Raw genomic sequence first — 17,588 nt, 5'->3', positions numbered from 1 at the left:
GGCCGACATGCGTCTACGCCTCCGTCAGTTCCACCTGGATCTCGACCTCGACCGGGGCGTCCAGGGGGAGCACGGCGACGCCGACGGCGCTCCGCGCGTGCACGCCCTTGTCGCCGAGGACCTCGCCGAGCAGCTCACTGGTGCCGTTGATGACGCCGGGCTGGCCGGTGAAGTCCGGGGCGGAGGCCACGAAGCCGACGACCTTCACGACGCGCGCGATGCGGTCCAGGTCACCGGCGACCGACTTGACCGCGGCCAGCGCGTTCAGCGCGCAGGTGCGGGCCAGGTCCTTGGCCTCCTCCGGGGTGACCTCACCGCCGACCTTGCCGGTCACGGCGAGTTTGCCGTCCACCATCGGGAGCTGGCCCGCGGTGTAGACGTACACGCCGGACTGGACGGCCGGCTGGTAGGCGGCCAGCGGCGGCACGACCTCCGGCAGCGTGAGCCCGAGCGACGCGAGCTTCTCCTCGACGGCGCTCACGCCTGCTTCTCCCGCTTCAGGTAGGCCACGAGCTGCTCGGGGTTGTTCGGACCCGGCACGACCTGGACCAGCTCCCAGCCGTCCTCGCCCCAGGTGTCAAGAATCTGCTTCGTGGCGTGGACGAGCAGAGGCACGGTTGCGTATTCCCACTTGGTCATGTGGCCGACTGTAGTCGGTGTGACGAGCTGCTCAGGGTGGGCTCCTGCATGGTCCGGGCGGGGACTGGTTAGGCTCGGAAGGGTGAGCAGGCTCCAGGTCGTCAGCGGCAAGGGCGGTACCGGCAAGACCACGGTGGCCGCGGCCCTCGCGCTCGCCCTCGCGACGGAGGGCAAACGCACCCTCCTCGTGGAGGTCGAGGGCAGGCAGGGCATCGCGCAGCTCTTCGAGACAGAAGCGCTGCCCTATGAGGAGCGGAAGATCGCCGTCGCTCCCGGGGGCGGGGAGGTGTACGCCCTCGCCATCGACCCCGAGCTGGCGCTGCTCGACTACCTCCAGATGTTCTACAAACTGGGGGGCGCGGGCCGCGCCCTGAAGAAGCTCGGGGCCATCGACTTCGCCACCACCGTCGCGCCCGGACTCCGGGACGTGCTCCTGACCGGCAAGGCCTGCGAGGCCGTGCGCCGCAAGGACAAGAGCGGGCGGTACGCGTACGACTGCGTGGTCATGGACGCGCCGCCGACCGGTCGCATCACGCGCTTCCTGAACGTCAACGACGAGGTCGCCGGGCTCGCCAAGATCGGGCCGATACACAATCAGGCCCAGGCGGTGATGCGGGTGCTCAAGTCGCCCGAGACCGCGGTGCATCTGGTCACCCTCCTGGAGGAGATGCCCGTCCAGGAGACCGCCGACGGGATCGCCGAGCTGCGCGCCGCGCAGCTGCCCGTGGGGCGGCTCATCGTGAACATGGTGCGGCCCGCCGTGCTGGACGAGGCCGAGCTGAAGCTGGGCCTGGAGCAGGCGCCCCGTACGGCCGTCGCCAAGTCGCTGTCCGCCGCCGGGCTCGGCGGCGCGCGGCGCGGTGGGGCCGCCGACCGGCTGGTCGGGCCGCTCCTGGAGCAGGCCGCCGAGTACGCCGAGCGGTTCGCCCTGGAGCGCGACCAGCGCGCCGTGCTGACCGGGTTCGGCCGGCCCCTGCACGAACTCCCGCTCGTCACCGGCGGGATGGACCTCGCGGGCCTCTACGAGCTCGCCACGGAACTGCGGAAGCAAGGGATCTCATGACCGGGGACCGCACGACCAAGGAATCGGCGCGGACCCTGGAGCACGGCCGGGTGCTGGACGTGGACGCCCTGATCGACGACCCGGAGACCCGGATCGTGGTGTGCTGCGGCTCCGGCGGCGTCGGCAAGACGACCACGGCGGCCGCCATCGGGCTGCGCGCGGCGGAGCGGGGCCGCAAGACGGTCGTGCTGACCATCGACCCGGCGCGCAGGCTCGCGCAGTCCATGGGCATCGACTCGCTCGACAACGTGCCGCGGCGGGTCAAGGACATCGAGGGCTCCGGCGAGCTGCACGCCATGATGCTCGACATGAAGCGCACGTTCGACGAGATCGTCGAGGCGCACACCGACAAGGAGCGCGCCCGGGCGATCCTCGACAACCCCTTCTACCAGTCGCTTTCGGCGGGCTTCGCGGGCACGCAGGAGTACATGGCGATGGAGAAGCTGGGGCAGCTGCGCTCCCGCGACGAGTGGGACCTGATCGTCGTCGACACCCCGCCCTCGCGCTCCGCGCTGGACTTCCTGGACGCCCCCAAGCGCCTCGGGTCCTTCCTGGACGGCAAGCTGATCCGGGTCCTGATGGCGCCGGCGAAGGTGGGCGGACGGGCCGGGATGAAGTTCCTGAACGTCGGCATGTCGATGATGACGGGCGCCCTGGGCAAGCTGCTCGGCGGGCAGTTGCTGCGTGACGTACAGATGTTCGTGACGGCGATGGACAGCATGTTCGGCGGGTTCCGCACGCGGGCCGACGCCACGTACCGGCTGTTGCAGGCGCCCGGGACGGCGTTCCTGGTGGTGGCCTCGCCGGAGCGGGACGCGCTGCGGGAGGCCGCGTACTTCGTGGAGCGGCTCGCGGCGGACGACATGCCGCTCGCTGGTCTCGTGCTGAACCGCGTGCACGGCAGCGGTGCCGCCCAGCTGTCGGCCGAGCGGGCCCTCGCCGCCGCGGAAAATCTTGAGGAACGCCGCATTGTGGATCAGGAGGGCGGGAAGGAAGGAGTTCGTAACTCCCCCGAGAATCACGCGACTTCAGAGAACCCCGCGCCGTCCGAAGCCCCCGCGACTCCCGAGGACCCCACTTCTTCCACCGAGGCCCCCGCCGCATCCGAGGGCCCCGAATCGACGTCCGGCACCGAGCCGGTGACCGGACCCGCGAGCGAGCCGACGACCGAGCCGGTGACCGACGCGTGTGTCGAACAGATGACCGCGGGTCTGCTGCGGCTGCACGCCGAGCGGATGCAGCTGCTCGTCCGCGAGCAGCGCACGCGAGACCGCTTCACCGCGCGCCACCCCGAGGTGGCGGTGGCCGAAGTGGCCGCGCTGCCCGGTGATGTCCATGACCTCGCGGGTCTCCGCGCCGTAGGGGACCGGCTCGCGGGCTGACCGGACGCGGGAACTCCCCCGTCGCCGGGTGCGTTCACCTCCCCAGAGCGGGAGGCATCGCCCCGGCGTCCCGTCGTCCTACCCCACGGCCGCGTAGCTCTCGTACGTCTCCTCGTCCTCCAGGTCGACGGGCAACAGGCCCGTGCCGCGCTCGTACTCGGAGCGCGCCGTCTCCAGGAGCCTGCGCCATGAGGTGACGGTGGGACGCCTGCGCAACAGTGCGCGACGCTCTCGCTCCGTCATGCCTCCCCACACGCCGAACTCGACGCGATTGTCCAGCGCGTCGGCCAGGCACTCGGTCCGCACCGGACATCCGGTGCACACCGCCTTGGCCCTGTTCTGCGCTGCTCCTTGAACGAACAGTTCATCCGGATCGGTAGTGCGGCAGGCCGCCTGCGCACTCCAGTCGGTTACCCAGCCCATACCGGCGCCGTCCTCTCCCGAATCGAGGCTCCCCCACGGCGGCAGCGGCATATTCACCGCCGCCAGTTGAGGACGTTACGGAAGGTGGGCACAGCGCAACACCCCCTTCGGGCCCAATCTTGAATGGCCCGAACGGACTATGCGTAAGCGGCAGATCACCCGACGGAGTGAGCTGACGACATCCGTGCGGAAACCGGCATTCCGGGACAGTTCAGTTGAGTCACAACGGACGTCGAGCGTCACAAGAGGCGAATTCGGACAGCGATCCGCTCGATCCGGGAGGGGGGAGGACCTGGTGCCGAACCGCACGGCAGTGACAGTTGAGAGCAGCTTAGGCCAAGGCATTGAGGCCTGTCCGGCGAATCGGAACGTCCGCGGTGCGTCTGTGGTGACAGCGGCGAACATCCCGAGGATCACTCGCTCCCTCGGAACGCACTCAAGTACGGATTAGGCTGCCCTCATGGGAAAGAAGCGCTCGGGCGGTGGTCTGTCACCAACTCAGCAGGCCGCGAAGTTCCTCGGAGTCAGTGTCCTGGCGGGGGCGGTGCTGGCCGGGATCGCCCTGCCGGCGGCCGGAGCGCTGGGCCTCGCGGCCAAGGGCTCGGTCGAAGGGTTCGACGAGATCCCCGCCAATCTGAAGCAGCCGCCGCTCAGTCAGCGCACGTCGATCCTCGACAACAAGGGCGGTCAGATCGCCACGGTCTACTCGCGTGACCGCACGGTCGTCCCGCTCAAGGACATCTCGCCGTACATGCAGAAGGCGATCGTCGCGATCGAGGACTCCCGCTTCTACGAGCACGGCGCAGTCGACCTCAAGGGCATCCTGCGCGCGCTCAACCAGAACGCGCAGAGCGGCGGCGTCTCGCAGGGCGCGTCCACGCTCACGCAGCAGTACGTGAAGAACGTCTTCGTCGAGGAGGCGGGCGACGACCCGACGAAGGTCGCCGAGGCCACCCAGCAGACGCTCGGCCGCAAGATCCGCGAGCTGAAGTACGCGATCCAGGTCGAGGAGAAGCTGGGCAAGAAGCGCATCCTCAAGAACTACCTGAACATCACCTACTTCGGGCAGCAGGCGTACGGCATCGAGGCCGCGGCCCAGCGGTACTTCTCCAAGCCCGCCAAGGACCTGAGGCTGGAGGAGGCCGCGCTCCTCGCCGGCATCGTGCAGTCGCCCAGCCGGTACGACCCGGTCAACGACTCGGCGGAAGCCACCAAGCGGCGCAACGTCGTGCTGCAGCGGATGGCCGAGACGCACGACATCTCGCAGGGGGAGGCGGACGCCGCCAAGAAGACCGAGATCACCCTGAAGGTGAGCCGGCCCGAGAACGGCTGCATCACCTCGGTCAAGGGCGCCGGCTTCTTCTGCGACTACGTGCGCGAGGTCTTCCTGCGCGACCCGGTCTTCGGCAAGACGAAGGAGGAGCGGGCCAAGGTCTGGAACCGCGGCGGCCTGAAGGTCCGCACCACGCTGGATCCGCAGGCGCAGGAATCCGTGCAGGCGTCGATAAAGAATCACGTCTACAAGACCGACGACGTGGCGACCGCCGCCACCATCGTCGAGCCGGGCACGGGCAAGATCCGGGGTATGGGGCAGTCGCGTCCGTACGGCTTCAAGAAGGACGAGACGGTCATGAACCTCTCGGTCGACGACAACATGGGCGGCGGCGCGGGCTACCAGCCCGGTTCGACGTTCAAGCCGATCGTCGCGGCGGCGGCCCTGGAGGGCGGCAAGTCGCCGGGGCAGAGCTACTCGGCGCCGTACGAGATGCCCTACCCGCAGCGGGTCTCCACCTGTGACGGCAAGGGGTGGGTCAACACCGGCGGCGCGAAGCTGACCAACGAGAACGAGTCCGAGGTCGGCCCGTACGGCATGCGGGAGGCGACCGCGAAGTCGGTCAACACCTATTACGTGCAGCTCATCGGGGACATCGGCATCTGCCCGGTGACGAAGATGGCCCAGAAGATGGGCGTGGAGCGGGCCGACGGCAAGGAGATGGTGCAGGCGCCGTCGATCGCGCTCGGCACCCAGGAGATGTCGCCGCTGACGATGGCGGGCGCGTACGCGACGTTCGCCTCGCGCGGCACGTACTGCACGCCGATCGCCATCGAGGCGATCACCACGCTCGGCGGCAAGTCGCTGCCGGTGCCGAAGTCGACGTGCTCGCGCGCCATGTCGCAGAAGACCGCCGACACCATCAACGCCCTCCTGAAGGGCGTGGTCGAGGACGGCACGGGCAAGCAGGCCGGTCTCGGTTCCCGCCCGAGCGCGGGCAAGACGGGTACGACCGACTACCGCTACGCGGCCTGGTTCGTCGGCTACACGCCGAACATGGCGGGCGCGGTCTGGGTCGGCGACCCGCTGCACAAGCGCCGGATGACCGGCATCACCATCGGCGGCGTCCCGTACGACAAGGTCTTCGGTGGCGAGGTGCCGGGTCCGATCTGGCGCGACGCGATGAGCGGCGCCCTCGCGGGCAAACCGGCGCCGGGCTTCGCCAACGTGCACCTGCCCGGCGGCGACAAGGACCGGGACGAGGACCACGGCGACGGCGGCCACGACGACAAGCCGGGCGGCGGGGGCGGTACCCCTGGCGGTGGCGGTAACGGCGGCGGTAATGGCGGTGGCGACGGAGGCGGCAACGGAGGCGGTGGCTGGCCGGAGTTCCCGCCCGGGGTCATCGGCGGCAACGGGAACGGTGGGAACGGAAACGGCGGGAACGGCGGGAACGGCGACTGGGGCGGAATCGGGGGCTGGCCCCGATAGCCCGTCCCTGGGCCGCTCCGGCGGCTTCTCCCGCACGTGAGTGAGGGCGCCCCCTGCTGCAGGGGGCGCCCTCACTCACGTCGGCCGGCCGGCCGAGGCCTCAGCCCGCGAGGAGCTTCTTGACCGTGGCGGCGACGCGGCCACCCTCGGCCAGGCCCGCGACCTTCGGGTTCACGATCTTCATGACCTGGCCCATGGCGCGCGGCCCCTCGGCGCCGGCGGCCTTGGCCTCCGCGACGGCCTGGGCGACGATGTCCCGCAGCTCGTCGTCGGAGAGCTGCTTGGGGAGGTACTCGGCGAGGATCTCGCCCTCCGCCTTCTCGCGCTCGGCCTGCTCGGTGCGCCCGGCCTGGCCGAAGGCCTCGGCCGCCTCCCGACGCTTCTTCGCCTCGCGGGCGATCACCTTCTGCACGTCGTCGTCGGAGAGTTCCCGGGCCTCGGTGCCCGCGACCTCCTCCTTCGTGACGGCGGTGAGGGTCAGCCGGAGCGTCGAGGAGCGCAGCTCGTCGCGCCCCCGGATCGCGGCGGTGAGGTCTTCCTGCAGCTTCGACTTGAGCGTGGTCATGGGTTGATTGTGGCAGGTGCGGCGGGCTTCCTGCCCGCGCATTTCCCGGGGGCACGGAGTCCCGTGGCGGGTACGGGTGTTGGGGCCCGGCGGGTACGGGTGTCGGGGCCGCGAGTACGAGAGGGGTTGGGTGCCGCCGCCCCCATGGGCCGCGTGGGCCGGGACGTCCCCAGGTCTGACACGATGGGGATATGCGCGCGCGATACGCAGTACCCCTGGGCATCTCGGCGACGGCCGCGGCCGGCCTCGCCTACTCCGTGGGCGTCGAGCCCCGTCTGTTCCGGTTGCGGCGGGTCACGGTGCCCGTGCTGCCGGCGGGGATGCGTCCCTTGCGGGTCCTTCAGGTCTCCGACATCCACATGGTGTCCGGGCAGCGCAGAAAGCAGCGGTGGCTGCAGTCGCTGGCGGGGCTGCGCCCCGACTTCGTGGTCAACACGGGCGACAACCTGTCCGACCCGGAGGGCGTTCCGGAGACGCTGGACGCGCTGGGCCCGCTGATGGAGTTCCCCGGGGCGTACGTCTTCGGTTCGAACGACTACTACGGCCCGAAGCCGCGCAACCCCGCCCGCTACCTCCTGGAGAAGGTCCAGGGCAAGCACGGTCTGAACGGGAACCCGCCCGCGGTCGGCGTCATCCACAACCCGTGGGAGGGCCTGCGCGACGGATTCGACGCGGCGGGCTGGGTGAACCTCACGAACACGCGGGGCTCGCTGAAGATCGACGGCTGTGAGATCGGGCTCACGGGTGTGGACGACCCGCACATCAAGCGCGACCGGTACGCGCGCGTGGCGGGCGGTCCGGTGTCCGGGGCGGACTTCTCGATGGGCATCGTGCACGCGCCGTACCTGCGCTCCCTGGACGCGTTCACCGCGGACGACTACCCGCTGATCCTCGCCGGGCACACCCACGGCGGCCAGCTCTGCATCCCCTTCTACGGCGCCCTGGTCACCAACTGCGACCTGGACACGGCCCGCGTGAAGGGCCTCTCCACGCACGAGGCGGAGGGCCGGACGTCGTACCTCCACGTGTCGGCCGGCTGCGGCGCGAACCGCTACACGCCGATGCGGTTCGCGTGCCCTCCGGAGGCGACGCTGCTGACGCTGACGGCGCGGGGCTGAGGGCAGGGGTAAGCGGGGTAAGGGTCCCCGGGGGGGGCAACGTAGGACGACGCACCCCTCCCGCACCCCTCCGGTACCCCCTGTGCCTCTCCATCTCTGCGGGTTCATGTTTACCGTGGAGGGATGGTTGCCCCGATACGCCCCGTACGTTCCGTGCGCCCGCCCCATCCGGCCCGACCGGGTGCCCCCGCGGAGGCGGTGGTGCCACGGGTGCGCCGGCCCCGCGTGGCCGCCTTCCGGGTGCTGATCGCGCTGGCCGCGATGACCGGGATCGTGATCGACCTGGCCGTCGCCGGCGACCCGCCGCGCGTTCTCAGCTACTTCACGGTCCAGAGCAACATGGTGGTGGCCGCGGTGCTCGGCCTCTCCGGGTGGCGCGCGTGGCGGGGGCGCCGACCGCTGCCGCCCTGGGTGTCCGGCGGCACGCTGCTCTTCATCGCGATCACGGGTCTCGTCTACCACCTGATCCTCGCCGGCGAGACGAGCGGCTTCTCGATGACGGACGCGGCGACGCTGACCGGCTGGCACTCCGCCGCGAACCAGCTCCTGCACACGGTGACACCGATCGCGGTGGCCCTCGACTGGCTGCTGCTGACGGCCCCCGGCGGGCTGCGCCTGCGCCACGCGGGCCTGTGGCTGCTCTACCCCCTCGCCTACCTGGCCTTCGCCCTGACCCGCGGCGCCCTGATGTCCCCCGGCCCGACGGCCCGCTACCCGTACCCGTTCCTGGACGTCGACCTCCACGGTTACGCGGGGGTCCTGGTCAACTCCGTCATCTTCGGCGTGGCCTTCTACGCCCTGGCCCTGGTCATCGTCGGCCTCGACCGGATCCGCCCGCGCCCTCGGGATCCGGGGCCCACGAAAACCGGATTTCGTCTCAGGGCGCCGGTCCGCTAAAGTAATCGATGTCGCCACGGCCTGCACAGCAGATCGCGGAGCAACGACATCGGGGTGTAGCGCAGCTTGGCAGCGCGCTTCGTTCGGGACGAAGAGGTCGTGGGTTCAAATCCCGCCACCCCGACAGCTGAAACACCAGGTGGCCAGCCTACTCATGAGAGTAGGCTGGCCACCTTTTTCGTGTGCGTGTCTATCTGCGTGACTACGGCTTCAGATCCCGCTTGAAGATGCCATCCATGACCACCGCGCCGGTCTGGATCACGGGCCGGATCTGCTTCCGGTAGACCTCCTCGGTCACGGCCGTCCCGGAGTGCCCGACGAGCCGGGAGATCTCTTCCAGGGGCACGCCACTGTCGGAGAGCAGCGAGACGAAGCTGTGCCGGAGCTCCCGAGGCGTCCACTCGGCGGCGTCGATCCCCTCAGCGTCCTTGAGGGCCACCCGGAAGGCGCGGCGGACGTTGGTCGCATCCAGTGGCTTGCCGACAGCCGAGGAGAAGACGAGCCCGTTCTCCTCCCAGTCGTCACCGGCAGCGAGGCGCTCCCATCCTTGATCCTCGAACTGGGCCCACAGGACCTCCACGCAGCGCGCGGGCAGGGCGAGCGTGCGCCGGGACTTCCGCGTCTTGGTGTCCCCGCCACGTCGGACGGACCGCCACACGGCGATGTGGGGAGGCTGCGGCGGATTGGCGTCCGGCCTGCCCTTTAGGAACACGTGATCCCAGGTGAGCGCGCGCAGCTCCTCGGTACGGGCCCCGGTCAGTAGGGCGACGACGATGTACGCGTACATCGAGGTCCCCTCGGCAGCCTTGAGCACGGCCTCCGCCTGGACCAAGGTGAGCGCCTTGGACGGGCGCCCCGGACGGCCGGCCGGAACCGCGCACAGCTCGACGACGTTGCGCTTCACCTTGTCCCGCGCCATGGCCCGCTTGACCGAGCGGTTGAGGCAGGAGTGCAAGCCCTGCAAGGTGCGCGTGCTGAGCGTCTGCGCCTTTACCGCCAGCCAGCGGTCAACGTCTTCCGCACTGAGATCACGAAGCTTCCGCGCCCCCAGGCTGGGGATCACGTGGGTCCGGCTCAGCCCGGTGACGGTCTCGATCGTGCCCTCGTCACGCCCCGCCAGGCCGTACGTGAGCCAGTCGTTCACCGCGTCCGCGACGGTGTAGTTGGTGGGCGCGATGGCAAGCCCGTCCTCATGATCGCGCAACACCTCCTTGAGCTTGCTCTTCGCCTCTGTCTTGGTCCTGCCACTCCCTCGCTTGACGATCCTCTTGCCGCTCGGATCGAAGCCGAGATTCGCGGTGGCGATCCAACGTTGTCGCTTCTCATCCCAGTGCAGACCGCCGTCACCACGGCTGCGACGCATAGACATCAGGCAGCACGCTCCATCTGCCCGGTGATGAAGTCGGCGAGGGCCGAGGCAGGGATACGTCGGCATCGTCCGATGGCGACAGAAGGCAGACGACGAGTGCGAATCAAGTCATAGACCTTGGAGCGCCCGACCTTCAGACGAGCCATGACATCGGCCACCGTCAACAGCTCGTCGTCACGCATGCGTCGGTTCTCCTTCTGTTCCGGGGGCGGGTTCGAGGGTTTCGGCGAGCCAGGCTTCGGTGTCGGTGAGGCCGGTTCCGGCGTAGACCCAGTGGGAGAGGACGAGGGTCGTGTCGGGCACCTCCGGATTTTCGGAGGTGCTAAGGCCGACGGTGGCCGCAGTCGCTTGTGCTGCGCGCCACTCGGCGCGAGCGGTGCGGAGTGCGCCGAGGGTGGTCGAGTAGCGGCGGGACTTGGTGGAGAAATGGCCGCGGAAGCCGAGCATGTGAGCCCAGGCCCGGAGCCGGAGTTCTTCCAGTTCCTTGCGTGCACCCAGGGCCCACGCGGTACGGATCATGCGGCGGGCGTGCTCGCTGATGTCGAGCTGGGCAAGTTCGGCGAGGAACTTGAGGGGGCGGTCCAGCGCACCCGTGGCAGTCTCGGCGCCCTTGGTCGCGTACTTGGCGATGTACGCGGCGACGGCCCGCTCAGTGAGCTCCTGGCCGCCGTCGAAGTCGGCGGACCGGATGGTGCGTACGTCGAGTTGGCGGCCGAAGGTGAAGGCGTGCGCGCGGTTGTCGATGACCGGGCCATCCACACGGGCGGCGGTCGCAGCGGCGCAGATGGCGTCGGTCAGCAGCTCGGGGGTTGCCCAGGCGGGCGGTGGGGTGTAGCCACCGTCGGGGCCGTCGAGGCGGATGACGGCGTGGAAGTGGACGGCGCCACGCTTTTGGTACTCGGCGACCTTGGCGAAGGACACGCGGGCGTAGTCGCGGAGGGCGCGTTGGGTGAGGCCGGCGCGCTTGGCGACCTCGCGGCGGAGGTAGATGGAGAAGCGGCGCCAGAGCAGGCCCGCGTGCGCGTTCCAGAGGACTGCTGCCTCGTAGTCGTAAGTGTCGGGGTCGAGGGGTGTGCCGAGGGCGAGGTCGTCCTGGTCGTGGAGGACTCCGCAGCGGCAAGGGCGGACCGTTCGGACCGGGCCAGTGGGGCGGTTGTGGACCGGGCCGAAGCCGGGGGCGGTGAAGGTGGCGAAGACGCGCGGGTGGGCGGCGACGCGTTCGGGGACGCCCTTTCCGCCGCGCAGGCCGGAGGTGATGAGGTGGAAGGTGTCGCGACGGTAGACCTCGGCGCAGGCCGGGCAGCGGGTCGTGCGGCGGTTGTTGCAGCGGACCAGGAGGTGACCGGCCGGGAGGGTGGCCGAGTCGAGGTGATGGAGGACGTTGCCGATCTCGCCGGTCCGGGTGTCGACGGTGTGCTCGGTTCGGTGGCCGTCGAGGCGGATCGGATGGGTGCAGCCGCCGAGGCCGGAGAGTTGGCGCAGGAGCGCGGGCATGGTGCCGGTTGCGGCCAGTTGACCGAGTTCGCTGAGCGGGGGCGGGGTGGTGCGGGTAATGATGGCTTCTCCTTCTGGCTTCAGTCAGGAGGGACAGGGCCCCCGGGGCGGCGGATGCTTGGCGGTATCGGGCCGCCCCGGGGGTCTGGCAGTGCTGGCGTCTAGCGCCGCCGCTGGTCGCGGAGCATCGAGCGGATGACGACGGCGCACACCGCGACGGAGATGGCCGTCACGGCGACGGCGGCCAGGAGCGCGGTCAGCACGACGCCTCCGACGAGGACGGTCACGACCGCCCCGCTCGTGATGGAGATCTGAGGCGCGGATCGTCGTACGGGATTCGGGTCGGCCACCGTGTGGTGGACGGGCGGCGGCGTCGGACTGTCGGGGTACTTGGGCAGGAACACGGCGAAGTTCTCCTTACCTACTCGTCTAGTCATGTGAACCGTTTACGACGTCCACGCCGGAGCGCGTACCGAATTCGATGGCCGGGGCCATGAAGGTGTGCGAAAGCCAGAAGCCGAACAGGGCGATCACCACGACGATCCACGTGCGGACGCCGAGGAACTTGACCGCTCCCCAGGCGAAGAGGCCGAGGACGAACACGAGCGGCAGGCTGACGGTCACGGAGGCAGGTCCTTTCAGCGGACGGGGCAGCGGTGGGTGCGGGCGGCCAGTTCGGCGGCGGCGCGACTGTCGTAGTCGGCGGAGAAGCCGCAACGCGGGGCCGTGCACGCGGCGGTGTGCTTTTCGCGGCCACGGTTGTCGTACGCCGTGCCGACCTGGACGGGACCGATACGGGTGACGGAGCGGAAGCGACGGTTGGCGCTCATGTGGATCTCCCTTCGGAAGGTTCCGAGCCTTCAGAGCTGGGCGGCGATGGCGTCGGCCATGGGCATCGGGACGCCGAGACGGGCGCGCAGGGTCGTGGTGTCGATGGCAGTGCCGGTGCGGGCGTGGTGTTCGGTGGCGACTTTGCGGGCGTGGTCGATGAGGGCGGCCGGGACGGCAACGGTGGGCGGAGGGGGTGAGGTGGGGGTGGGCTCGGTGGCCGGTGGCGGCGGAAGCACTGGAACGGGATCGGGCGCGTCCTCCTGGTCCTCGATGCCCTCGGGGTCTTGCTCCCGGACCTCGTCGGGCGGTGTCGGCGTCGAGTGCGCGAGGAGCGTCCCGCCGAGGAAGGCGACCGCAGGCCAGCCCGCGACGAGGATGCGGAGCCAGGCCGGCACGTGGTTCATGTCGAGCAGTCCGGCGGTGGCGACGTTCGCACCGAGGGAGGCCGCGAGCGCGATGACGAACCAGCACCAGCCCGCGGCTTTGGCTTCACCGGTCCGCAGCCGACGCCAGGCGGCGACGAGCAACAGATCCACCGAGACCGGATAGGCCCACGCTTTCCACCCGTCCTGTCCGGCCGCCGAGGCGACGTCGTGCAGGTGGGCGAAGGACAAGGCTGCCGCGATGACGGCCTGTACGAGCACCGCATCGATACGGGCGAGTTGGGCGCGCATGCTGCGGCTCCTTCCGGATTCAGGCATGGCAGGGGTAGGGACGTGGCGCGAGACGGTCACGCCGACCGGGGTGCAGGAGAGTGCGGCTCAGCCGGTGACCGGTCGCGGCCGTACGACCGAAGCCGGGGACTCGACCGGCTGCGCGGGTACGGGGGGCCGGAAGGTCTTCAGCGCGGGCAGGTCGGGGACCATGTGGGCCGACGCGCGGCAGGTCTCGGCAGCGTCGGACAGGGAGAGATACGGCGTACGGATGCGGGACCAGCCACCGGAGGTGTCACCGGCGACAGCGAGGCCGGGTCGTTCGGCAGGGATGGCACACGCGGCGCCGACTGCTTCGGGGGCGATGTCACCGAGCGCCATCTTCGCGGAGGCTTCGTCGTTCACGCGGTGGCAGACCCGTCCGGTGAGCTGGGCCCGAAGCATGGTCGCGCCCTTGCCGAGTTCGGCGCCGAAGCGCTGCCCACAGACCTCCAGGTAGATCCCGGCGGCGCGGCCGAGCTGGGCGAGCCGGATGAGCTGGGTGACCATCTCGTCCCGCCGCTCTTCCTCCTTCTTGGTGGCGACGAGGAAGAGTTCCGCGACTTCATCGACGAACAGCACCACGGGCACGGGTCGTTCGTGCTCCGGAAGTCCCCAGATATCGGAGGTGATCGTTTCGTCGGGCGTGCCCGGGGCGATCCCTTGCCGGGCCTTGATCAGGTCGTACCGGTCCTCCATCTCCTTGATGAGCACGGGCAGCAGCTCGGCGGCTTGCTCGGGGTCGGTAGCCAGCGCCGACAGTCGCGGGGCGAAGGGCGCCAACTCCACGCCGCGCTTGCAGTCGACGCCGACCAGGGCGACGGACTGCCGCGCTAGCCCGGTGACGAGGTGGCGCAGGTACATGGATTTGCCGGACAGCGTGGCACCCAGACAGAGGCCGTGCGGAACGGCCCGGTAGTCCCGTACGAAGGGCGTCGCGTCTTCCCGCAGCGCCACGGGCACCTTCAAGAATCCGTCCACGGCTTTGCGCGGCATGCGGACATTGCGCAACACGTCGTACCCGACGAGCCGTAAGTCGACGACACCAGGCTTCACCGTGGTGACGTACACACCGTGGACGCTCCAGGCATGCCGCAGCCGTTCGGCCGAGGCAGCGACGTCGGCGGGCTCCTGCCCCGGGGCGAGCCGCAGGCGGAGCCGGAGCCCGGTCGTGGTCGGGCGGATGAGTCCGCGACGAGGCGGCACAGGCCGGATCTCCCGGCGGCTGGTGACCTTTGCCGCCAGCACACGCAGACGAGACGGCGCCACGGTCAGGCCGCAGGCCTCCATGACCGAGCCGTACGAGCTGAGCAGCCGAACCATGAACATCGGCAGGCCGACAGCGGACCAATAGACCCCGGGATGGTTGGCCCGGGTGTAGGCGGCCCCGCCGCCGAGTGCGGCGACAGGACCACCCACTTCCAAAAGCGTCGTCAGGTCGGTCATCAGGCCGAGGCCTCCATGGCGGCCGGGAAGACTGCCGGAGTGACGGCGGCGCAGCGGTAGGCGATGCCGTGCCGCTGCTGTCCGTTGAAGACGCTTTCCCACGGCCGGGCGACGAGCCCCGGCAGCGAGACCGGCGCACCGAGCGTCAGCCCTTCGGAGACCCCGCTCTCCGGGATGGTCACCTTGATCAGCGACGACTCCCCCTCCTCGATGTAGACGACGCCGATCGTCATCAAGGCCTCACCGCTGGTGGCGTCCTTGGCGATCTCGCCGGTCTGACGGTCACGGACCTTGGGTTCAGGCGCCTCCGTAAGCAGGATCGTCGCGGCCGAGGTTTCCACACGGATGGTTCGCAAGATTCTTCCCGTCTACTCGTCTATACAAGATGCGGTCTTCGAACCCGACTTCCGGGAACGACGACCACGTTGCCATACGACTTGCCCACTCGTCTATACGAGTATGCCTGTTGGCGTATTCGAGTTCGGGGAGCGGACCACCGCCGCCACGGCCGCGAAGCCCCTAGGTGGCCGGGAGCTGGTACGACAGGACGTATGCGTCCGCCGCCATGACGGTGTCGCAGACTTCGACGGCTCGCCCCTCGGTGTCGTACGCGGTACGAATCAGGCTGATGACAGGCACACCGGAGGCCAGCCGGAGGGTCCGCACCTCAGAGGGCGAGGGCATCCGGGCCCGGATCTCCTCCTCGAAGTGGTCGAGGTGGTGCCCCAGCTCTTCGAGGCGGGCGTAGATTCCGCCGGGACCGGGGTTGGGTTCGGCGATCTGCGTGCCGCGTGCGATGTCGAGCGGCAGGAAGGAGCTGGCGAACTCGACCGGCCGACCATCGAGCAGGTATCGCCGCCGACGAGCCAGCACGCGCCGCACGGAACCGAGGCGAGTAGAGATGTCCTGGCTGGCCTTCTCTTCCTTGACCTCCAGGCTGTCGACCTGGGGATGGCTACCCGCAGCGTCGGCCTCAACGATGAAGGCGGACTTGCCCTGCTCACGGTGGCGCCGGGCGAAGCGGTCGGAGGCCAGACGCCGGACGGGCGGCCGGGGCCGTACGAAGACGCCCTTGCCATGCTCGGCATGGACCAGGCCCTCACCCGTAAGCACAGAGAAGGAGTTCCGAACGGTCATCCGGGAGACGCCGTAATGCTCGACAAGTTCGGCTTCGGAGGGCAGCTTCTCCCCCTCCTTGAATCGCCCACGGTCGATGGCCTCGCGCAGCTGGTCGGCGATCTGTCGAAAGACCGCACGATCACTCGTGGGGTCAATGTCGCCGAGCAGGCTCGGGAGTGACGTCACGTGTACTCCTTTAGGTATCTAGACGAGTGGGCGAGTGTTGTTGCTACGGTGGAGAGCCTAGCCATTCGGGAGGGTCGAGGACCTTGAGCACTGACCGTCCGCACTCCGTGAGCGTTGCCGGAGTCATCGTCGACGACCAGGGCCGAGCCCTCCTGATCAAGCGCCGCGACAACGGCCACTGGGAGCCCCCGGGCGGCATCCTCGAACGCGAGGAAACCATCCCCGAGGCACTGCAACGCGAAGTCCTTGAAGAAACCGGCATCAAGATCGCGCTTCCCGCGACCCTCACCGGCATCTACAAGAACATGACGGGCTTGATCGTCTCCATGGTCTTCCGCTGCGAGGCCGCCGACGGCACGCCCACCACCGGCGACGAGACCCGAGCTCTGCGCTGGGCCACCCGCGACGAAGTCACCGAACTCGCCGACGAGGCATACGCGATCCGCGTCCTGGACGCACTCGACGCGACATCCCCGCCGGCCATCCGCGCCCACGACGGCGTCAAACTCGTCTAGCTCGAACCCGCTGCACATGGCGGCCTACCAGCACGAAGGAACTTGTATGCACGAGTATATGAGCACTATCCGAGTCTGGGGCCTCACTTGCCCAGGTTTCCCTGAAGAGGTCAGCCGGGCTCGACGCTGGACGCGCGACATCCTTCGTGACTCGCCCCTGGCGGAGGACGCCGAACTGATCGTGAGCGAGCTGAGCGCGAACGCGATCCTGCACACGGCCAGCGGTCACCAGTCGGGCAGCTTCTCCCTGGCCGTCGAGGTATCCCCGCAGATGGTCGCCCTGTCGGTCACGGACGACGGGAGCACCGGAACCGAGCCGAAGGTCGAGCACCAGGACAAGGACGCCGAACACGGCAGAGGCCTGGGCATGGTCAGCGCGATCGCACACCGGGTCGTCGTCCGTGACAGCGACAAGGGCCACACGGTCACCGCGGAACTCTTCACCGATGCCGGCCGGGGAGGAGCCCAACCATGCGAATGACCGGGCCGCGACGCGGCTACTGGTGCGAGTGCTGGACAGAACCCACGACGACGGACGGCCGGTCCGAACCACAACTGCGTGCATCCTTCGACGCCTACTCAGCAGCCCAGGCGGACCGGTGGGTAGCGATCACCCTCCGCACCATCTCACCAGCGCTCAGCGCCACCGCTTCGAACGAAGCCTGGGAGTGGCTGTACGAGGGCCGCATCCGCACCCGCAGGGCACTCCTCCAGATGCAGTCCTGCACGGTCTCAGTGACTCACGCGGGCACACGCATCACCTGGACGATACGACCAGTCCTCTTCCTGCCCCTCGCACACCGCCAGACGGCAGAACTCCCAGTCTGTGCCCACGACTTCAAGCCCCAGCAGACCGACTGAGTTACAACTTTCTCTACTGGTTCAAGTGCCCGGCGCCGCTCCGCGCCGCCGGGCGGGCTCACGGCTCCGCCAGGGCTGCCGCTCCTGCCTTCGGCCCGCTCCGCCCCGCTGCGCCGACGCCCGCCCTTCGTGTGGGTGGCCTGGTGGCATGAGTCGAGAACCTGACGTACACGGCCTTCGGTCAAGGACATGCCTCCGGCGGGGGATCGGCCGGCACCGGGTGG

22 protein-coding genes and 1 tRNA gene are annotated in these 17,588 nt (G+C 69.4%); 9 read left to right on the top strand and 14 right to left on the bottom strand.

What is annotated here, in order from left to right; genetic code table 11:
• Positions 1–13 precede the first annotated feature (13 nt).
• Together ACZ6B8_RS15230 and ACZ6B8_RS15225 are read right to left on the bottom strand one after the other, a co-directional pair.
• Positions 14–481 carry a RidA family protein gene (locus ACZ6B8_RS15230; protein ID WP_355810910.1) on the bottom strand — a complete coding sequence of 156 codons (468 nt, stop codon included), beginning with the start codon at positions 479–481 and terminating at the stop codon, positions 14–16.
• Complete coding sequence (locus ACZ6B8_RS15225; protein WP_003975360.1) at positions 478–639, bottom strand: DUF4177 domain-containing protein; 162 nt, start codon at positions 637–639, stop codon at positions 478–480. Before ACZ6B8_RS15225 ends, ACZ6B8_RS15230 begins: the two co-directional genes overlap by 4 nt.
• A gap of 82 nt (positions 640–721) precedes the next feature.
• On the opposite strand from ACZ6B8_RS15225, the gene bagA reads away from it, so the two are divergent.
• A complete protein-coding gene (gene bagA / locus ACZ6B8_RS15220) occupies positions 722–1,702 on the top strand; it encodes an ATPase BagA (RefSeq protein ID WP_471087293.1) in 981 nt (326 codons plus the stop codon).
• Positions 1,699–3,084, top strand: coding sequence for an ATPase BagB (gene bagB / locus ACZ6B8_RS15215; RefSeq protein WP_471607484.1), 1,386 nt, complete (start codon positions 1,699–1,701; stop codon positions 3,082–3,084). Before bagA ends, bagB begins: the two co-directional genes overlap by 4 nt.
• Before the next feature lie 78 nt (positions 3,085–3,162).
• Here the strand turns inward: bagB and ACZ6B8_RS15210 are convergent, their stop codons facing one another.
• Positions 3,163–3,507 carry a WhiB family transcriptional regulator gene (locus ACZ6B8_RS15210; protein ID WP_016642765.1) on the bottom strand — a complete coding sequence of 115 codons (345 nt, stop codon included), beginning with the start codon at positions 3,505–3,507 and terminating at the stop codon, positions 3,163–3,165.
• Positions 3,508–3,967: 460 nt separating this feature from the next.
• Between ACZ6B8_RS15210 and ACZ6B8_RS15205 the strand changes: the two genes are divergently transcribed.
• A complete protein-coding gene (locus ACZ6B8_RS15205) occupies positions 3,968–6,271 on the top strand; it encodes a transglycosylase domain-containing protein (RefSeq protein ID WP_471087286.1) in 2,304 nt (767 codons plus the stop codon).
• A 100-nt stretch (positions 6,272–6,371) separates the two neighbouring features.
• Here ACZ6B8_RS15205 and ACZ6B8_RS15200 read toward each other — a convergent pair whose 3' ends face one another.
• Positions 6,372–6,836 carry a GatB/YqeY domain-containing protein gene (locus ACZ6B8_RS15200; RefSeq protein ID WP_471087283.1) on the bottom strand — a complete coding sequence of 155 codons (465 nt, stop codon included), beginning with the start codon at positions 6,834–6,836 and terminating at the stop codon, positions 6,372–6,374.
• Positions 6,837–7,027: 191 nt separating this feature from the next.
• On the opposite strand from ACZ6B8_RS15200, the gene ACZ6B8_RS15195 reads away from it, so the two are divergent.
• From ACZ6B8_RS15195 to ACZ6B8_RS15185, 3 genes are all read left to right on the top strand, one after another.
• On the top strand, positions 7,028–7,954 hold the full coding sequence (locus ACZ6B8_RS15195) for a metallophosphoesterase (protein WP_471087280.1): 927 nt from the start codon (positions 7,028–7,030) through the stop codon (positions 7,952–7,954).
• Positions 7,955–8,077: 123 nt separating this feature from the next.
• Positions 8,078–8,851, top strand: coding sequence for a Pr6Pr family membrane protein (locus ACZ6B8_RS15190; protein ID WP_471607483.1), 774 nt, complete (start codon positions 8,078–8,080; stop codon positions 8,849–8,851).
• A 50-nt stretch (positions 8,852–8,901) separates the two neighbouring features.
• Positions 8,902–8,975, top strand: a tRNA-Pro gene (locus ACZ6B8_RS15185).
• 78 nt (positions 8,976–9,053) lie between these two features.
• Here the strand turns inward: ACZ6B8_RS15185 and ACZ6B8_RS15180 are convergent.
• From ACZ6B8_RS15180 to ACZ6B8_RS15135, 10 genes are all read right to left on the bottom strand, one after another.
• The gene (locus ACZ6B8_RS15180; RefSeq protein WP_471607482.1) at positions 9,054–10,220 is read right to left on the bottom strand and encodes a site-specific integrase; all 1,167 of its coding nucleotides are present in this window, start codon (positions 10,218–10,220) and stop codon (positions 9,054–9,056) included.
• Positions 10,220–10,402, bottom strand: a complete 183-nt coding sequence (locus ACZ6B8_RS15175; protein ID WP_471607481.1) for a helix-turn-helix domain-containing protein — start codon at positions 10,400–10,402, stop codon at positions 10,220–10,222. Before ACZ6B8_RS15175 ends, ACZ6B8_RS15180 begins: the two co-directional genes overlap by 1 nt.
• A complete protein-coding gene (locus ACZ6B8_RS15170) occupies positions 10,395–11,714 on the bottom strand; it encodes a replication initiator (RefSeq protein WP_471607480.1) in 1,320 nt (439 codons plus the stop codon). Before ACZ6B8_RS15170 ends, ACZ6B8_RS15175 begins: the two co-directional genes overlap by 8 nt.
• Positions 11,715–11,875: 161 nt before the next feature.
• Positions 11,876–12,118, bottom strand: coding sequence for a SpdD protein (locus ACZ6B8_RS15165; protein WP_471607564.1), 243 nt, complete (start codon positions 12,116–12,118; stop codon positions 11,876–11,878).
• Positions 12,119–12,143: 25 nt separating this feature from the next.
• Positions 12,144–12,338, bottom strand: a complete 195-nt coding sequence (locus tag ACZ6B8_RS15160; protein WP_471607479.1) for a hypothetical protein — start codon at positions 12,336–12,338, stop codon at positions 12,144–12,146.
• Positions 12,339–12,352: 14 nt separating this feature from the next.
• Complete coding sequence (locus ACZ6B8_RS15155) at positions 12,353–12,544, bottom strand: mobile element transfer protein (protein ID WP_093836421.1); 192 nt, start codon at positions 12,542–12,544, stop codon at positions 12,353–12,355.
• Between the two features lie 30 nt (positions 12,545–12,574).
• Positions 12,575–13,219 carry a DUF2637 domain-containing protein gene (locus tag ACZ6B8_RS15150; protein ID WP_471607478.1) on the bottom strand — a complete coding sequence of 215 codons (645 nt, stop codon included), beginning with the start codon at positions 13,217–13,219 and terminating at the stop codon, positions 12,575–12,577.
• 87 nt (positions 13,220–13,306) lie between these two features.
• Complete coding sequence (locus tag ACZ6B8_RS15145) at positions 13,307–14,683, bottom strand: FtsK/SpoIIIE domain-containing protein (protein WP_471607477.1); 1,377 nt, start codon at positions 14,681–14,683, stop codon at positions 13,307–13,309.
• Positions 14,683–15,039: an SCO3933 family regulatory protein gene (locus ACZ6B8_RS15140; protein WP_471607476.1), complete on the bottom strand. Its 357-nt coding sequence runs from the start codon at positions 15,037–15,039 to the stop codon at positions 14,683–14,685. Before ACZ6B8_RS15140 ends, ACZ6B8_RS15145 begins: the two co-directional genes overlap by 1 nt.
• Before the next feature lie 163 nt (positions 15,040–15,202).
• On the bottom strand, positions 15,203–15,988 hold the full coding sequence (locus tag ACZ6B8_RS15135) for a GntR family transcriptional regulator (RefSeq protein WP_471607475.1): 786 nt from the start codon (positions 15,986–15,988) through the stop codon (positions 15,203–15,205).
• Between the two features lie 107 nt (positions 15,989–16,095).
• Here ACZ6B8_RS15135 and ACZ6B8_RS15130 point away from each other — a divergent pair, with 107 nt between their 5' ends.
• From ACZ6B8_RS15130 to ACZ6B8_RS15120, 3 genes are read left to right on the top strand one after another with little or no spacing between them, the layout of a single operon-like run.
• Positions 16,096–16,503, top strand: coding sequence for an NUDIX hydrolase (locus ACZ6B8_RS15130; RefSeq protein ID WP_471607474.1), 408 nt, complete (start codon positions 16,096–16,098; stop codon positions 16,501–16,503).
• Positions 16,504–16,549: 46 nt separating this feature from the next.
• Positions 16,550–16,984: an ATP-binding protein gene (locus tag ACZ6B8_RS15125; RefSeq protein ID WP_471607563.1), complete on the top strand. Its 435-nt coding sequence runs from the start codon at positions 16,550–16,552 to the stop codon at positions 16,982–16,984.
• Complete coding sequence (locus tag ACZ6B8_RS15120; protein WP_471607473.1) at positions 16,975–17,364, top strand: hypothetical protein; 390 nt, start codon at positions 16,975–16,977, stop codon at positions 17,362–17,364. Before ACZ6B8_RS15125 ends, ACZ6B8_RS15120 begins: the two co-directional genes overlap by 10 nt.
• Positions 17,365–17,588 lie beyond the last annotated feature (224 nt).

The organism is Streptomyces sp. NPDC041122, from assembly GCF_055592445.1.
Note: the sequence above shows the minus strand (reverse complement) of the source record. Positions and strands in the feature narration are given on the sequence as shown.

Coding starts and splice junctions, on each gene's coding strand:
- ACZ6B8_RS15225 (WP_003975360.1), bottom strand. CDS start 639: ATGACCAAGTGGGAATACGCAACCGTGCCTCTGCTCGTCCACGCCACG.
- bagB (WP_471607484.1), top strand. CDS start 1,699: ATGACCGGGGACCGCACGACCAAGGAATCGGCGCGGACCCTGGAGCAC.
- ACZ6B8_RS15210 (WP_016642765.1), bottom strand. CDS start 3,507: ATGGGCTGGGTAACCGACTGGAGTGCGCAGGCGGCCTGCCGCACTACC.
- ACZ6B8_RS15205 (WP_471087286.1), top strand. CDS start 3,968: ATGGGAAAGAAGCGCTCGGGCGGTGGTCTGTCACCAACTCAGCAGGCC.
- ACZ6B8_RS15200 (WP_471087283.1), bottom strand. CDS start 6,836: ATGACCACGCTCAAGTCGAAGCTGCAGGAAGACCTCACCGCCGCGATC.
- ACZ6B8_RS15195 (WP_471087280.1), top strand. CDS start 7,028: ATGCGCGCGCGATACGCAGTACCCCTGGGCATCTCGGCGACGGCCGCG.
- ACZ6B8_RS15190 (WP_471607483.1), top strand. CDS start 8,078: ATGGTTGCCCCGATACGCCCCGTACGTTCCGTGCGCCCGCCCCATCCG.
- ACZ6B8_RS15180 (WP_471607482.1), bottom strand. CDS start 10,220: ATGTCTATGCGTCGCAGCCGTGGTGACGGCGGTCTGCACTGGGATGAG.
- ACZ6B8_RS15175 (WP_471607481.1), bottom strand. CDS start 10,402: ATGCGTGACGACGAGCTGTTGACGGTGGCCGATGTCATGGCTCGTCTG.
- ACZ6B8_RS15170 (WP_471607480.1), bottom strand. CDS start 11,714: ATGCCCGCGCTCCTGCGCCAACTCTCCGGCCTCGGCGGCTGCACCCAT.
- ACZ6B8_RS15155 (WP_093836421.1), bottom strand. CDS start 12,544: ATGAGCGCCAACCGTCGCTTCCGCTCCGTCACCCGTATCGGTCCCGTC.
- ACZ6B8_RS15150 (WP_471607478.1), bottom strand. CDS start 13,219: ATGCGCGCCCAACTCGCCCGTATCGATGCGGTGCTCGTACAGGCCGTC.
- ACZ6B8_RS15145 (WP_471607477.1), bottom strand. CDS start 14,683: ATGACCGACCTGACGACGCTTTTGGAAGTGGGTGGTCCTGTCGCCGCA.
- ACZ6B8_RS15125 (WP_471607563.1), top strand. CDS start 16,550: ATGCACGAGTATATGAGCACTATCCGAGTCTGGGGCCTCACTTGCCCA.
- ACZ6B8_RS15120 (WP_471607473.1), top strand. CDS start 16,975: ATGCGAATGACCGGGCCGCGACGCGGCTACTGGTGCGAGTGCTGGACA.